This window comes from Dyadobacter alkalitolerans DSM 23607 (genome assembly GCF_000428845.1).
GTDB lineage: Bacteria > Bacteroidota > Bacteroidia > Cytophagales > Spirosomataceae > Dyadobacter > Dyadobacter alkalitolerans.
In genome coordinates this window covers 50,226-64,756 of the sequence record NZ_AUAS01000017.1, presented here as the reverse complement: position 1 = coordinate 64,756, position 14,531 = coordinate 50,226, and the positions used below count along the sequence as shown (strand labels likewise).

Sequence of the window (14,531 nt, the reverse complement as noted above, 5' to 3'; positions counted from 1 at the left end):
TTTAATCAATTGGATTCGTCGTCCTCGTCCGGTTGAGCTGGTGGAATAACAATATCCGAAAACAGCAGGTCCATTTTGGCTGCATACTCGGCGGTATCGTCCATATAGAATTGAAGATGAGGTACGATCCGAAGCTGGTGACGCACCCTTTCGCCCAGTTTCTGACGAATGAATTTGGTGTTTTCCTGGATCGTTTCCAGTAATATCGACTTGTTTTTATCGGGCAAAAAACTCAGGTATGCTCTTGCAATGCTCAGATCCGGCGTAACACGCACGGCTGTAATGGTAACAAAAGAGCCATTCGTCAAATGATGTGCGTCCTTTTGAAATATCTCCCCAAGATCCTTCTGAATCTGCCTCCCTACTTTTTGTTGTCTTTTAGATTCCATGTTTCAAAAGTACAAATATCCGGACTTATTTTGTTTTTGTAGAATGCGGAGTTGTAATTTCGTGAAAGTTATTCTGATAAGATACATAATCCGCATACTTCTTGTTAAGTTTTTTTCGCGTTAACGCACGGTATCAGAGCATCAGTCTGGTCGTATTTTTCCTGCTGCTCCGGCTTCCATTTTTCCTGGGAGGTGCGCCGCTGCTTATCCCGGAACTGAGCTGGATGCTGGTAGGCGAGCAAATGGGCCGTGGATTTATGCTTTACCGGGACGTGTGGGACAATGTGAGCCCTTTTTCAGGCCTTACTTACTGGCTTATCGACACGCTTTTCGGGCGCACGCAATGGGTTTATCAGCTCGCCGCGGTCACGGTTTCAGTCGTGCAGATCCTTTATTTCAACTACGTTATACATTCCCGGGAAGTTTTCCCCGAACGCACGTTCCTGCCGGGTGCTTTATACGCATTGTTCCTGAACATTTCTTTTGATATGGGCACGCTTTCGCCCATGCTGATGGCTAATACATTTCTGCTTTTTGCCTTCGGCGCCATTGTTAAGATCCTGGTAAGAAGGGAAGTAACGACCCAGGTTTTTGAAATGGGGCTTTATATCGGCATTGCCACATTGTTTTATCTGCCGGCTTCCTTGTTTATGATCTGGGCATTTTTGGCGCTGTTGTTTTATACAGGTTCCACCGTGCGTCACCATCTGCTGGGGCTGTTCGGATCCTTATTTCCGTTGCTGATGGTCGTGCTGTTCTTTTATATGAACAATGGCATTGAAAGTCTCAACAGGAACCTGCTGACTTCTGTTTTTCAGGTAAAACAATATAATCTCAATGATTTTTCCTCGCTGATCGCGTCGCTGTTGCTGCCGCTGGGCTTCGGGGTGATGGGTTTTATGCGGATTTTCACCACGTTGCGCTTTGTCAATTATCAAACGCGGATCCAGCAGGTGATGGCGCTTTGGTTTATCATTGCGGTGTTCACCATTCCGCTCATGCAGTTTATGGCGCCGATGCAGTTTGTGATCTTCATCCCGCCTGCTGCGTTTTTCGCAACACATTATTTTCAGAGTTTCAAGAAAAAAAGTTGGGCCGACGAGTTTCAGTTTATCACAATGGGCGCTGTGATCCTGATGATCCAATATCAGGGATTGCGCGGCATTATACCCGGATTATCAATGGGTAAGCTGGAAAACCTGCGTGCGAAACAAGCAGTGCTTCCAGACCAGATCCAGAATAAGCGCGTACTGGTCCTGGGGCAGCATTCAGGAGAATATATCAATAATTACACAGCAACGCCTTACCTCAACTGGGAACTCGCCAGCTACGATTTGCGCAACCTCGATAATTTTGACAGCGTGATCCACGTCTATGACAACTTCAAAAAGGACCCGCCGGATTATGTGATCGACAAGGTGAACATTATGCCGAAACTGCTTTATCGCGTTCCGGCATTAAGAAGCCAATATGAATTAAGTCCCTGGAAAGGGATTTATCAGCGCAAATCTAGCAGGCAATCTTATCCACCCGGGTCTGGTGACGGCCACCTTCGAATTCCGTTGCCAGAAATGCACCTACGCTTGCCAGTGCCGTTTCCAGCTCGATAAATCGAACGGGTAAGCAAATAACATTTGCATCGTTATGCTGGCGTGCCAATGCTGCTAATGGCAGGTCCCAAACCAGCGCTGCCCGGATTCCCTGATGCTTATTGGCCGTAATGCAAACGCCCTGGCCGCTGCCGCAAAGCAACACGCCTTTTTCGAATTCTCCGCTTTCAACGCCGCTCGCAACGGGATGGGCAAAATCTGCATAGTCAGCAGAATCGGCGCTGTATGTGCCGAAATCCTTCACTTCAAAACCATTCGTCGTTAACCAGTTGATAACCGGCTCCTTATATGGAAAACCCGCGTGATCCGAACCGATAGCAATTTTTCTCATTAGTTTTTTGTTAATTGTAACATTTAATGATGGTCTTACAAAGTTACGATTATCTACTTCAACAACTAAATTGAATATCCGAATATGAGTGAAGAAGCAAAGCCAACTAATGCGGAATTAATAGACGTTTCCCTGATGAACCCCGCGGTTCCCGAAGATGAAAAGCGGATCAAGGAAGCATTTGAAGACCGGAATTGGAATGAGATAAAAAGTGCAGATTCCTGGGTTGTGTTTAAAGTAATGGCCGAGTTTGTCGAAGGGTTTGACAAGCTGGCGAAAATCGGGCCTTGCGTTTCTATATTCGGGTCGGCGCGGACGCTATCCAGCAACCCGCATTACAAAACGGCCGAAGACATTGCAGCCAAGCTCGTAAGACATGGATATGGCGTGATCACGGGTGGTGGGCCCGGGATTATGGAGGCAGGTAACAAAGGTGCGCGCGAGCAAGGCGGAAAGTCGGTTGGATTAAATATAAAACTCCCTTTTGAGCAGCATAGCAACATTTATATTGATCCTGACAAGAACATTAACTTCGATTTTTTCTTTGTACGAAAAGTAATGTTTGTTAAATATTCGCAGGGGTTTATCGTTATGCCGGGCGGATTTGGAACGCTAGACGAAATGTTTGAAGCGATGACGTTAATCCAGACCAAGAAGATCGGACGCTTTCCCATCGTGCTTGTAGGAAGCAGTTACTGGACCGGTTTGCTCGACTGGATCAAGGGAACAATGCTGACCGAGGGCAACATTAATCCCGAAGACATGAAACTGATCAGTGTTGTTGACACGCCGGATGAAGCCGTGAAAGTGATCGACAACTTCTACAATAAATATATGTTGAAGCCAAACTTCTAAGCATACAAGCTGCAACATTAAAAGAGCCGTATCCTAGTCAAAACGAAGATACGGCTCTATTTTTTTGATCATGGCTTCATCCACAACCCGCACTTTCCGCAAGTCATCCACATTCCTGAACGGCCCGTGCTGGTTCCGGTAATTGATAATGATGGCCGTGACTTTCTTGTTTTTGAAATACAAATGCTTACCCAGGTCCTCGGCACTCACGCTATTGAGATTAATCTTTTTCACTGCGCTGCTGACCTTTCCATAACGGTGCAGTTCAGCCAGCGCCACGGAGTCCAGCCCGAAAATCTCTTCATATTGATCCGCAGAATGGAACCCGCCCAGCGCATCACGGAATTTCAGGATGCGCACAGAAAGCTTGCTTCCGATCCCCCGCAGTTTCATAAGTTCGGTTGTATCTGCGGTGTTAATGTCAAATGCCGTTATCACCGGTTTTAAAGGCTCACTGAATGTTGAATAAGGTGCTTTATCGTTTCCAATATGCTTTTTTGTTCCGGTGATGTTCTTTTCAAAGGTTGGCTGAGCCGTAAAAACAATGTGCTTTTCGAGCTTGTGGAACAGTTCTGATGGAAAATCGTAGATATTAAGCAGGTCGTTTTTCTTTCGGAACTTGCCTCCTTTGCTTCGAAAATTTTCAATTCTTTTGGCAAGAAATGCAGGAATGCCAAGCGTTTCCAGCTGGTCCACGGAGGCCACGTTAGGATCAAAATCAGACGGCTTAACCGGCTTCCCGGGTTTGCGGGCAAATCTTTTTTTAAGATAAGATTTAAAAGATTTGCTCTTAGCCTGGTTAGCCTTCTCCAATACAATGGCCAGACTGTCCAGCATTCTCACATTAGCCGGCCGCTCGTTGATGTGCAGATCAGGCAACAGGAACCTCCGGAAAAAGAAGGGTAACCACAGCAAAAGCAGGCAGAGCACCATCAGGACCAGCGCGCCCCTTGCTTCTTTTCTTGAAATACCAAAATACGATTGCAGCAGTGACGCGATTTTACGGAACATTTGTCGGGACATTAATTTCCCTTTATACGTAGCTTTCGTTATTGGTCACAAAAAAACTGCGAAGATGTTTTTTACACCTTCGCAGCCCTCATTTACAATATAATTACTGATTCACAGAAACACTTCCGGCGCTGGCTGACAGCGTAACCGGAATGCCGCCGCCATTCATTTTTCCACGTACACGGTCCTTTGCTGCTTCCCCATCGAAGTTTTTGAGGGCAATGTTCACTTTATTTCCTTTCAGATCCAGGTCTACGCCCTTATCCATCGGCATAGTCACGCGAACGCTTCCTGCTGAACTCGACAGATCCACATAATCGCCTAGTTTAGCCATTTCGACCTCAATGCTTCCGGCACTTGTGCTGGCCCGCAAGCTTCCTGAAACATTGGCAAGCCTTACCGAACCGCCCGATGTGCCTGTATTCAATGTGCCTTTAATGCCATCGCCTTTTACGCTTCCGCCGCTCGTGCGTGCTTCAATGTCGCCCTCAAGGCCATGCAACGCAATGCTGCCGCCGGAGGTTTTGAGCTGGATTTTGCCGGTCAATTCGGTTGCCTTGATGCTTCCTCCGCTTGTATGAAGGTCGATGTCCTTTTTGCAATTCATGACATCGATGCTGCCTCCTGAAGTCCGCCCGCGAATTATGCCGTCGAGGTCACTTACTTTCAGGCTTCCACCGCTTGTTTCGAAATTCTGCTCACCGCTCAGCGACGCAATGTGTATGCTGCCGCCGCTGGTTTTTAAGTTTGTTTGTGTATTTCGTGGGGCCGATACTTTGAAACCGATGGAAATGCTTTTTTTATCATTCCATTTTACATTGTTTTTCCGTTTTGCAGTTGCAACAACCCGGTTTCCTTCTGTTCCGATGAGAATGTCGTAGTCTTCCAGCCGGTCTTCAATGTCATCCTTGCTTAATTCGCTCTTACCATTCCAATTGTTGTTAGGTCTTACATACATTTCGACCTTGAACCCACTGTTTTGGCCGCCATCTACGGTGATGGAGCCGCCGGAAGTTTCTACGGTAACTTCTTTCAGGTTAGCGCTGTTAAAGTTTTTGGTTACATAGGGCTTATCGCTATCGACCTGGGCAGAAACGGCCCCTGCTGTGAAAAGCGCAAACATTATTAAAAGTAGTTTTCTGTTTCTCATGTCTAGTATGATTAGGTTTTTCTGAATGATGCTGAATCTGGCTACGAGGTTGCATCGCCGGTATGGTTTTTGAAATAATATATTTAAATACAAAAAGACTACTATGAAAACCTTTCACATTGAAGTGGCGAATGACTCGGAAGAAGAATTAATCACTAAAATCCTCGAAAATTTACAGCAAAAAGGAATGATCCATTTCAGCGAAATTCCGGAGCATGAATCGGCTGCCAGGTCTATGCGCGCATCCGAAGACCAGGTTCACGAGATCATTGACGAAGCAGAGCTTGGCCCTTACTATTCCGAAAAGGAAGCCAAAGAAATTCTCAATCTATAAGTTATGCGACCGCTATCGGTCGCATTTCACATTTTCAGAAAAGAGGCAAACCATTTGCCCGAATCCTTAATAATGCGTTTCTGGGTCTTAAAATCCACATGCACCAGCCCAAATCGGGCTGCATAACCTTCTGCCCATTCAAAATTATCCATCATTGTCCAGGCCAGGTAACCTTTCACTTTTACTCCTTCATTTTTAGCTTTCAATATAGCCGCCAGATATTCCTGATAGAATGACGTTCGCTCAGGATCATGAACATTTTCCCCCTCAACCTGATCGTGAAAAGCGGCGCCGTTTTCAGAAACAATGATCTCCCGGATTCCGTCGTACGCGTCAAATTGTTTCAAAATGTGATACATTCCGTCACCACTTACTTCCCAGCCCATGGCCGTTACCGGCACATTCCTGAGTTTTGCAGGAACTTCTTTCAGCCAAACCACGGGTGCGAAATAAGAATGCTGCACCACCACACTGAAATAGTTTTGTATACCAATGAAATCAAAGTCGAATTTGAGCCTTTCGGCATCGCCGGGTTGCATGTAGCGTTTGATATTTCTTAAAAAACGGAACGCATCCGCCGGGTAGCCCATTCCCAATGCGGGCTCAATGAAAAGTCGGTTCATCAATGCGTCGGCGCGTTTGGCAGCGCGTACATCCCGGAAGCTCGCGCTAGCTGCATGTACATAGGAACATGAAATGGCTGTTCCAATGTAAGCATCTGCAACATTGCGCCTGATCACTTCACCGCCGATCGCCTGGCACATGGCCAAATGATGTACAACGGGCAAAAAGTTGCTTATACTTCTCCTTCCCGGCGCATGTAATCCTGTGGTGTAACCCAATCCGGCAACAGCCATCGGCTCGTTGAGCACAATCCATTTTTTGACCCTGTCGCCAAATGCATTTGCACATATCGTGGCGTATGACTCAAACCATTCCAGAATCTTTCGGTTTTTCCACCCGCCGAGATCTTCAAGTGCTTGCGGAAGGTCCCAGTGATAGAGCGTAATCCAGGGAATGATATCGAGTGATAAGCATTTGTCTATCAGTTTATTATAAAATAAAATCCCGGCTTCATTCACTTCGCCGTGACCTTTTGGCAAAATACGTGACCAGGAAATCGAAAACCTGAATTCCTTGAAACCCAAGGCATGAGCCAGCTCGATATCGCTTTCGAAACGGTTATAAAAGTCACAGGCAATACGTGCATTGTCCCCGTTTTTGATCTTGCCTTTTATCGAAGCAAACTGATCCCAGACGCACGGGCCACGGCCATCCACATCTACCGCCCCTTCGATCTGGTAAGCTGCCGTAGCGACTCCCCAACTGAAATCAGCACCAAAATCCTGCTTATTGAAATGAATATCCGTCGTCACTGCTGCCTTTTTATGTGCCGGAAAGTTAGAAACATATTACAAAAGAAAAGCCCTTCACCCGATAATTACGGATGAAGGGCTCTCAAATAATAAGCGGCTGTTACCTCACGATAAGGATTTTGCGCGTCAGGGTTCCATATCAACGGTAACACGCTCATTTTCTATCTCGTTGTTATTTTTATCGTAAAAACGAAAATAGAATCTGTGCGTCTGCCTAACATCGTGCGTACCACCGTACACAGTCATATTGATGGCGCTTCCACCTTGCACAGGCACATTTTGATACACATATGCACAAAATTGCATATTTACCGACCGCGCTCGTGTTCACGAAATTAAAAATATAAAGCAGCGTGATGTAGACATAATGTTAGCTTGATATCAAGCATAGATGGGCCTCGGAGCGCAGACCTCGAAAATCTCACGCAGTTCTCGCAAAGCTTTCCGGATTCGTGACTTTACGGTTCCCAAAGGCAGGCTAAGCCGCTCTGAAACCTCTTCATGCGTATATCCCTGGAAGTACACCATTTCAATAAGCAGTTTACGCTCAGGAAGCAGTCGCTCTACGATTGAGCGAAGATCCATTGTCGCCGGAAGCGGGTTAAAAATCGTGGAGGAAATAAGATCCCCGTCGCGGACAAGTTCCAGCTGGATAACGCGTTCCTTTTTCATTTCTACACGCAGCTTATCAATGGCAGTATTACGCGCGATGTTCAGGATCCAGGTGAAAAGGGTTCCCTTCTCAGAATTGTAGTGGCCGATATTCTTCCAAATTTTCAGAAATGTATCTTGCATAGCATCACAGGCGCGTTCCTCATCTTTCACAATCTTGACAATGATCCCATATAACGCCGAAGAGTAGTTATCATACAAATATTCAAAGGCGCTACGATCGTTGGATTTCAGAAGGGATACAAGTGTTGCTTCTGTGTATGTTTGCTTGGCAGTCATGTAGGTAGCTATTTGTCTGGATTTGCATCCGGCTATATCCGGCATTTTCCGTTTTATTAATATTGTTCCAGTTCCCTTTCCAATCAATGTGTGTAATTTACACCCAATGTGGGATCGGCATCTAACCAAATCATTTATTACAATGACCTTCAAAAGTATTTTAACATCCATTGTTGTATGTACAATACTCTCCTGCTTCAAAGAGCAGTCATCGGATGATGGGGAAAAACTAAAACAGATCGGTCGGGAATATGTCACACTTGGCCTTACAATTGGTCAATATGATGCAGACTTTGTAGATGCATATTACGGGCCGGACTCGTTGCGACCGGCAGCGGCAAAGGACACTGCTAATTTCCCCAAAGACAGTCTGACCCTCAGGATTACAGAGCTTAAAAGGCGGGTTACTGACCTGCTAACCAATACAAAAAACGACACAATTGGCCAGCGCGCTGAGTGGTTAGGGTCACAGCTTACGGCCTTTGAACGCCGGATAAAAATCGTTGCTGGGGACCGTGATGCATTTGATACAGAATCCAGGGATCTGTTTGACGCCGTTGCACCGATTTACAATGAAAAGCATTTTCAGGACCTGATTGCACAAATGGACGCCATCTTACCGGGCAAGGGTGCGCTTCCGGATCGGTTTCAGAAGCTAGCTGCCAGATTTTTAATCCAAAAAGATAAGATTGACACGGTCTTTCAGGTTGCGATTGCGGAAGCGAGGCGACGAACCCTCCAACATTACACATTGCCTGCGGGTGAGAATTTCAAGCTTGAATACGTGACGGACAAGCCGTGGTCGGGATATAACTGGTATAAAGGCAATTACCAAAGCCTGATTCAGATCAATGTCAGTCAGCCTATCTTTATCCAGAGGGCCATTGACCTTGCCTGCCATGAAGGCTATCCGGGGCATCATGTGTTCAATGTGCTTTTGGAGAAAAATGTTTATCACGATCAGGGTTCGCAAGAAATTTCACTGTATCCGCTATTCAGTCCGCAGTCGCTCATTGCCGAGGGAAGTGCGAACTATGGCATCTCCATCGCATTTCCCGGCGACTCTCAAGAGCAATATTGCAAACAAATTCTGATGCCTTTGGCGGGTATCGACACCACCGGCGCGCATCTTTATTTCGAAGCGCTTAAAATAGGATCAGCCCTGAACTATGCCCGGAATGAAGTTGCCAGAGGACTTATCAATAAATCCATGAATGACAAGGACGCATTGCGCTGGCTAACAGACTATTGCCTGCTGACCGAAAAGGGCGCGACGGATTATCTCAGATTCATCAAAAAATACGGAAGCTATGTGATCAACTACAATTACGGACAGGACCTGGTCAAAAACTACATTGAGAAAACGTCCGGCCAGGACCAGGAAAAACGCTGGAAAGCATTTGAGAAGTTATTAAGTAATCCTATGAGAGCCAGTGATCTGGTGGCTACTGACAAACAATAAAGCAAGTGAAATTAAATTACCTGAACCTTACATCATTATTACTTTTCGCCCATTTATTCACATTAACAAGGGGATTTGCCCAAGACGATCTTCCCAAAAAATACATTTGCCAAAAAGCAGCCAGTCCAATCCGGATTGATGGCAAGCTCGACGAGCGAGCCTGGAAAAAAGCACCCTGGACCGCGCGGTTTGTAGACATTGAAGGCGACAAAAAACCCCTTCCCTACCAGCATACACAAGCCAAAATGCTGTGGGACGATCAGTATTTATACGTTGCGGCAGTTATCGAGGAAGAGCATATCTGGGCTTACCAGGATAAAAAGGACCAGATCGTTTATCTAGAAAATGACTTCGAAGTGTTCATTGATCCTGATGGAGACGGCGCAAACTACTATGAGCTGGAAGTCAATGCGATCAACAATACATTTGATCTTTTTTTACCCAAAACTTACAAAAAAGGCGGCCGTGCGCAACTGAAATGGAATATAAAAGACCTCAGATCGGCGGTCAGCATAGAAGGAACGGTTAATGTTGCCACCGATAAGGATAAGCGCTGGACTTTGGAAATCGCTATCCCGTTCGCATCGCTGTCGAATGAGAATGTGCCTGCCGTGATTCCCATTCCTGGCTCAACATGGCGCATTAATTTTTCCCGGGTCAATTGGCAGCACCATGTAGCCGAAGATGGCAAATACGCCCGGAAAAGAAATCCTGAAACGGGCAAAGTCCTGCCTGAATACAATTGGGTATGGTCGCCGCAGGGCATTATTGACATGCATTTCCCTGAATATTGGGGTTTTCTCCAATTTGCAGATGCGAAAGGCAAGGTCAAAAGATGAGATTCTCATTTAAAAACCTTCCGGATCATGACGACCCGAAAGGTTTATCATGGCTAATGACTTTCGTCTGACTCAATGCCCAGGACACTTAAACGATATGGTGTTGCTGAAACTTTGATTTTCTCAACTTTGGAAAAATCTTCGGTGTTGATCCGCAGCAATTCTCCGCTTTTCGGTTGGGTAATGTAGACAAACCGTGTTGTTGCTTCGAGTTGCGGCTTTTGTGTTTCGTCTTTAGCAGTTGCAGGAATGACCGATCCTGTTTTCTTAACTGCATTTGTTTTTAAGTCGAAAATCTGCACTTCGCCGCTGTGCAGCAGGATCACAAGGTTGTTCCCTGCATAATCGACTTTTGCCTGCATAATGTCTGTATTGGCAAGAATGGGCGTTACTGTATTAGCCGTGATATCAATCAGATAAGCGCCTTTCGCGGCAGTGTAACCGATGAATTTTCCGGCTCCCTTCGCTTCCAGTATCGAACCAAACCATGCGTCACCAAAGTCGGCAGGATGTGCAATGAGTCTTTGTTTTCCAGTTGGTTCTACAACCAAAATACCACTCGAAGAGCCAAATAAGGAAACCGAACCGTTTGTGGCGTTGCCATGAATGCCTTTGGTTGCGAGCGTGGAAGCAAAAAGCGTTTTACCGGAAGCGTCGATGATTTTCACACGCTCAGGCAATGTGCCCGCTACCGAGCCGTCTTTCACGGTAATGGCATAAGTGCCGTTATCAAACTTCGTCATTGCGCCGTGGTGGGCAACATTTCCGGCATTGATAACCGTCATTTTAGCACCCGGCGTGTGGAAGTCTGCCTCTTTGGCAATGGCCAGTGTGCCGTCCCCGTCGTTAAAAGTAATGACCTCATCGCTTTTGCTCTTGAAATGCGTCGGCTTGTTCCCTGTTCCGGTCAATGCGCCGAACTTAGGGGTTCCTTTCACATCCACATGGTCGCCGTGGCCTTCAAAACCAGTATCAAAAAACTGGACATAATTATTGGCACCATTAACCAAAGCACCGAAACGACCTGCCTGCGTTCCATACAAGGCCGATTTAGGAAACTGCGCTTCAAATTTTTCGACAGTCAGCTTAACAGGATCTACAAGTGAGATTTCCTTGCTGCTCTCATCATTGACCAGGATCCGGATGAATTTGAATTCGCTTTGCGCAGCAGGAGTAACCGGATTGTCGTCATCCTTGTCGCAGGAAGCGAGTGCGAAAACCAGTCCGATTGTGAAAAGTGTTTTGAATAAATGCTTTTTCATAAAAAAATCTTTAAATGCAACATTGATGCAAATATAGAATCATAGGATTAAATATTGCAACAATGATGCAAATAAAGATTTAAAATATGAATTGCTTAGTTCAAAAGCTATGCAATTGCCTCTCTAAGCAGGTTACGGCTCTCTTTTTTCACGAAAGTAATGGGAACGAAATCATCATTGGGGGCGCCTATATAGTAAACCGTCCAATCCGGATCGTGATGTGACAGCATTTCGCTAATGCAGTCAGCACGATGCGCGACCGGATTTGAGCAGTCTTCCCAATAAAAAAGCTCAACACGGTAAAACAAATTTTGCTTGATACCATTAATTGTTACTTCAACTTTAATCTCCTGCTTTCCTTGAAGCGGCGGGATCGGGATGGCGATATGGCTCATGATTGTTTAAGGTTAGAAATGCAACATAGCTGAGGTGTTTTTAGCAATAAAATTATAGGTTACTCACTTCGTAAAGACTTCACAGGGTTTGTTAATGCCGCCTTAATGCTCTGGAAACTGATCGTCAGCAGCGCAACCACGACTGAAAGCGCACCAGCCAGCGCGAAAATCCACCATTCAATGTCAATCCTATAAGCGAAGTCTTTCAACCAGGTGCTTACGGCCCACCAGGCGATGGGCGAAGCGATCAGAATGGAAGCGATAACGAGTTTTAGAAAATCCTTAGATAGCAGTGCGATGATGCCGACCACCGAAGCGCCCATCACTTTCCGTACGCCGATCTCTTTGAACCGGCGTTCAGCCGAGTAGGACGCAAGCCCGAATAAGCCCAGGCAGGAAACGAAAATAGCCAGGGCAGCCAGTATGCCAACAATTTCACTAACTTGACTATCAGCTTTATATAATGTTGCGAAATGATCGTCAAGGAAAGAATACTTAAATTCCTGCTGCGGCACAATGTTGTTCCAAACACCCTGAATGCCTGCAATAGCACGCTTGGCATCATTGCCTTTTATACGCACCGACATCTCTCCATAACCCCAGTTCTTTTGGTTAAAAAGACAAAGCGTTTCTATCTTATGGTGCAGTGAATTGAAATTAAAATCCTTCGCTACGCCAACGATCACACCAGCCGAATCCATCCCGGAGAAGCCGAAATGCTTCCCTACCAGTGTTTGAAGCGTCAGTTTAGGCTGGTCCTTTAAAAGTTCTTTGGCCAGGGACTCGTTAACAATGTAAGCCTTTGCATTATCGCCCTCATCATCCCGGAAATTCCTGCCGGCAATGATCTTGATTTTATATAAAGACAAATAATCCGGGTCAACGACCACTTGCGAAGATGCGATCTGTTTTTCAGGCCCTTCACCATGAAAAGTTACGCCGGTCTGATGTAAGTTATTGCCCAGGCGCTGCTGCGAACCGGTTACACCTGATACAAATGAGCTGGCTAGCAACTCCTGTTTGAGGGCCTGATACTTTGGCCCCGACTTGGAGTCGAGCGGAATGATCACAACTTGCTCCCTGTCAAACCCCGGGTCTTTCTGCTCCATGTAACGCAGTTGCTTCACGGCGAAGCCGGTGGCAATGATGAGAAAAATGGCACTCGAAAACTGGGCTATGACGAGCAGGTTCCTGAAATTCGCCTTTCCGGTTCTTAATGTGCCTTTCAAAACCGCGATAGGCTGAAACGAAGACAAGAATACGGCGGGATACAAGCCGGAAAATATGCCAATCACAATAGTCCCGAGCAGGATGCTTCCCAGCAATGAAGGATTGGTAAAAAACGCGAAATCAAGATCGCGCTGGCTAAAATTACTTACTACCGGGATCAGCAACTTCACCATCGCAACTGCCAGCACCAAAGCCATAAATGTTAGCAAAATCGACTCTCCGATAAATTGACCGGCAAGCTGAAACCGCTGCGCGCCTATGGATTTCCTGATCCCGACCTCCTTTGCCCGGCCGGTAGAGCGGGCAGTGGACAAGTTCATAAAGTTGACGCAGGCTATCACGAGCACAATGATGCCAATGACAGAAAATATATACGTGTAACTACGGTCAAACTTTTGATAATTGATATAATCGTGGGTGATTTCTGTGGATTTGGCGTGGACATCTGAAAGCGGCTGCAAGAAGAGCTCATAATAGCTGGCGCCTTCTTTGCTCATGTGCCTGCCCAGGTAAGCAGGAAATTTCTTTTCTAATGCTGCTATATCTGCACCAGGAGCCAGTTCTAAATAGGTTACCAGCCAGTTGCCACCCCAATTGTCCATATAATCCGGGCGCGTGATGGTGCTGAACGAAAATAATGCATCGAACTGCAGGTGCGAAGTAGCCGGAACATTTTCCATGATGCCGGTTACTTTGAAGGTCAATGTATCCCCGCCATAATGGATTACCGACTTCCCGATCGGATTTTGTTTTCCAAATAAGCTCGCAGCACTTTTTTCGGAGAGAACCACTGTATTGGGTTCTTTCAACACACTTTGCTTTTGCCCTTCAAGCAGTTTAAAATCAAACATTTCCAGGAAATTCGGATCAACCCACAGCGCTTGGGGAACTTCGGTCTTCTTTTCCTGATACAGCAACGGAACATTGTCGAACTTACTGATGCGGACAAAATCCTTTATCTCGGGATATTCATTTTTGAGTGTGGGGCCCATCGGGAACATCGAAAGCGCCACTTTCTGAGGCGCGACCATGCCTTTGAACTTCTGGACTTCATCGAGCCGGTAAATGTTTTTAGAGTGGATTTTATCAAAACTAAACTCGTAAAACACAAAAACCATGATGAGAATGCAAGCAGCCATCCCAATGGCGAGTCCGACAATGTTGATGCCGGAGAAAACCTTGTTTTTCCATATATTGCGGAAAGCAATTTTCAGGTAGTTTTTGAGCATAGCGAAGATAGGGATAAGATTGAGTCAGCAACAAACTTATGCCAAAACTTAACCAATTAGTTATCAAATTCTTATATACAAAAAGGCGAACAAAGTTGTCCGAAATC

Annotated in this window: 15 protein-coding genes; 5 read left to right on the top strand and 10 right to left on the bottom strand. The window is 45.9% G+C overall.

Annotation, left to right across the window (positions count from 1 at the left end):
- Window positions 1-5: 5 nt before the first annotated feature.
- Window positions 6-389 carry a 30S ribosome-binding factor RbfA gene (gene rbfA, locus G395_RS0123555; protein WP_026632313.1) on the bottom strand — a complete coding sequence of 128 codons (384 nt, stop codon included), beginning with the start codon at window positions 387-389 and terminating at the stop codon, window positions 6-8.
- A gap of 101 nt (window positions 390-490) precedes the next feature.
- Between rbfA and G395_RS30155 the strand changes: the two genes are divergently transcribed.
- A complete protein-coding gene (locus G395_RS30155) occupies window positions 491-1,999 on the top strand; it encodes a hypothetical protein (RefSeq protein ID WP_229204270.1) in 1,509 nt (502 codons plus the stop codon).
- Here G395_RS30155 and rpiB read toward each other — a convergent pair.
- Window positions 1,899-2,330, bottom strand: coding sequence for a ribose 5-phosphate isomerase B (rpiB, locus tag G395_RS0123545; RefSeq protein WP_026632312.1), 432 nt, complete (start codon window positions 2,328-2,330; stop codon window positions 1,899-1,901). The two genes, G395_RS30155 and rpiB, sit on opposite strands and share 101 nt — an antisense overlap.
- An 84-nt stretch (window positions 2,331-2,414) precedes the next feature.
- Here rpiB and G395_RS0123540 point away from each other — a divergent pair, with 84 nt between their 5' ends.
- Window positions 2,415-3,185, top strand: a complete 771-nt coding sequence (locus tag G395_RS0123540; protein WP_026632311.1) for an LOG family protein — start codon at window positions 2,415-2,417, stop codon at window positions 3,183-3,185.
- A 33-nt stretch (window positions 3,186-3,218) separates the two neighbouring features.
- On the opposite strand, the gene G395_RS0123535 is transcribed toward G395_RS0123540, so the two are convergent.
- On the bottom strand, window positions 3,219-4,196 hold the full coding sequence (locus G395_RS0123535) for a ComEA family DNA-binding protein (protein ID WP_026632310.1): 978 nt from the start codon (window positions 4,194-4,196) through the stop codon (window positions 3,219-3,221).
- A gap of 103 nt (window positions 4,197-4,299) precedes the next feature.
- On the bottom strand, window positions 4,300-5,346 hold the full coding sequence (locus tag G395_RS0123530; protein WP_026632309.1) for a DUF4097 family beta strand repeat-containing protein: 1,047 nt from the start codon (window positions 5,344-5,346) through the stop codon (window positions 4,300-4,302).
- Window positions 5,347-5,449: 103 nt separating this feature from the next.
- On the opposite strand from G395_RS0123530, the gene G395_RS0123525 reads away from it, so the two are divergent.
- Window positions 5,450-5,680, top strand: a complete 231-nt coding sequence (locus G395_RS0123525) for a hypothetical protein (protein ID WP_026632308.1) — start codon at window positions 5,450-5,452, stop codon at window positions 5,678-5,680.
- 26 nt (window positions 5,681-5,706) lie between these two features.
- Here the strand turns inward: G395_RS0123525 and G395_RS0123520 are convergent, their stop codons facing one another.
- From G395_RS0123520 to G395_RS0123510, 3 genes are all read right to left on the bottom strand, one after another.
- Window positions 5,707-7,056 carry a GH1 family beta-glucosidase gene (locus G395_RS0123520; RefSeq protein WP_026632307.1) on the bottom strand — a complete coding sequence of 450 codons (1,350 nt, stop codon included), beginning with the start codon at window positions 7,054-7,056 and terminating at the stop codon, window positions 5,707-5,709.
- A 126-nt stretch (window positions 7,057-7,182) separates the two neighbouring features.
- Window positions 7,183-7,362 (bottom strand): hypothetical protein, encoded by a 180-nt coding sequence (locus tag G395_RS0123515; RefSeq protein ID WP_026632306.1) that lies wholly within the window; start codon window positions 7,360-7,362, stop codon window positions 7,183-7,185.
- 75 nt (window positions 7,363-7,437) lie between these two features.
- On the bottom strand, window positions 7,438-8,007 hold the full coding sequence (locus G395_RS0123510; RefSeq protein WP_026632305.1) for an RNA polymerase sigma factor: 570 nt from the start codon (window positions 8,005-8,007) through the stop codon (window positions 7,438-7,440).
- 142 nt (window positions 8,008-8,149) lie between these two features.
- Here G395_RS0123510 and G395_RS30150 point away from each other — a divergent pair, with 142 nt between their 5' ends.
- Window positions 8,150-9,469 (top strand): hypothetical protein, encoded by a 1,320-nt coding sequence (locus G395_RS30150; protein ID WP_035361946.1) that lies wholly within the window; start codon window positions 8,150-8,152, stop codon window positions 9,467-9,469.
- Between the two features lie 5 nt (window positions 9,470-9,474).
- On the top strand, window positions 9,475-10,308 hold the full coding sequence (locus G395_RS0123500) for a carbohydrate-binding family 9-like protein (RefSeq protein ID WP_229204269.1): 834 nt from the start codon (window positions 9,475-9,477) through the stop codon (window positions 10,306-10,308).
- Between the two features lie 53 nt (window positions 10,309-10,361).
- Here the strand turns inward: G395_RS0123500 and G395_RS0123495 are convergent, their stop codons facing one another.
- The 3 genes from G395_RS0123495 to G395_RS0123485 form a co-directional block, all read right to left on the bottom strand.
- Window positions 10,362-11,570 carry a hypothetical protein gene (locus G395_RS0123495; protein ID WP_026632303.1) on the bottom strand — a complete coding sequence of 403 codons (1,209 nt, stop codon included), beginning with the start codon at window positions 11,568-11,570 and terminating at the stop codon, window positions 10,362-10,364.
- A 107-nt stretch (window positions 11,571-11,677) separates the two neighbouring features.
- Window positions 11,678-11,965 (bottom strand): hypothetical protein, encoded by a 288-nt coding sequence (locus G395_RS0123490; protein WP_026632302.1) that lies wholly within the window; start codon window positions 11,963-11,965, stop codon window positions 11,678-11,680.
- Window positions 11,966-12,024: 59 nt separating this feature from the next.
- Complete coding sequence (locus G395_RS0123485; protein ID WP_026632301.1) at window positions 12,025-14,424, bottom strand: ABC transporter permease; 2,400 nt, start codon at window positions 14,422-14,424, stop codon at window positions 12,025-12,027.
- Window positions 14,425-14,531 lie beyond the last annotated feature (107 nt).

Coding starts and splice junctions, on each gene's coding strand:
- G395_RS0123540 (WP_026632311.1), top strand. CDS start 2,415: ATGAGTGAAGAAGCAAAGCCAACTAATGCGGAATTAATAGACGTTTCC.
- G395_RS0123535 (WP_026632310.1), bottom strand. CDS start 4,196: ATGTTCCGTAAAATCGCGTCACTGCTGCAATCGTATTTTGGTATTTCA.
- G395_RS0123495 (WP_026632303.1), bottom strand. CDS start 11,570: ATGAAAAAGCATTTATTCAAAACACTTTTCACAATCGGACTGGTTTTC.
- rbfA (WP_026632313.1), bottom strand. CDS start 389: ATGGAATCTAAAAGACAACAAAAAGTAGGGAGGCAGATTCAGAAGGAT.
- rpiB (WP_026632312.1), bottom strand. CDS start 2,330: ATGAGAAAAATTGCTATCGGTTCGGATCACGCGGGTTTTCCATATAAG.
- G395_RS0123515 (WP_026632306.1), bottom strand. CDS start 7,362: ATGCAATTTTGTGCATATGTGTATCAAAATGTGCCTGTGCAAGGTGGA.
- G395_RS0123510 (WP_026632305.1), bottom strand. CDS start 8,007: ATGACTGCCAAGCAAACATACACAGAAGCAACACTTGTATCCCTTCTG.
- G395_RS0123530 (WP_026632309.1), bottom strand. CDS start 5,346: ATGAGAAACAGAAAACTACTTTTAATAATGTTTGCGCTTTTCACAGCA.
- G395_RS0123485 (WP_026632301.1), bottom strand. CDS start 14,424: ATGCTCAAAAACTACCTGAAAATTGCTTTCCGCAATATATGGAAAAAC.
- G395_RS30150 (WP_035361946.1), top strand. CDS start 8,150: ATGACCTTCAAAAGTATTTTAACATCCATTGTTGTATGTACAATACTC.
- G395_RS0123490 (WP_026632302.1), bottom strand. CDS start 11,965: ATGAGCCATATCGCCATCCCGATCCCGCCGCTTCAAGGAAAGCAGGAG.
- G395_RS0123525 (WP_026632308.1), top strand. CDS start 5,450: ATGAAAACCTTTCACATTGAAGTGGCGAATGACTCGGAAGAAGAATTA.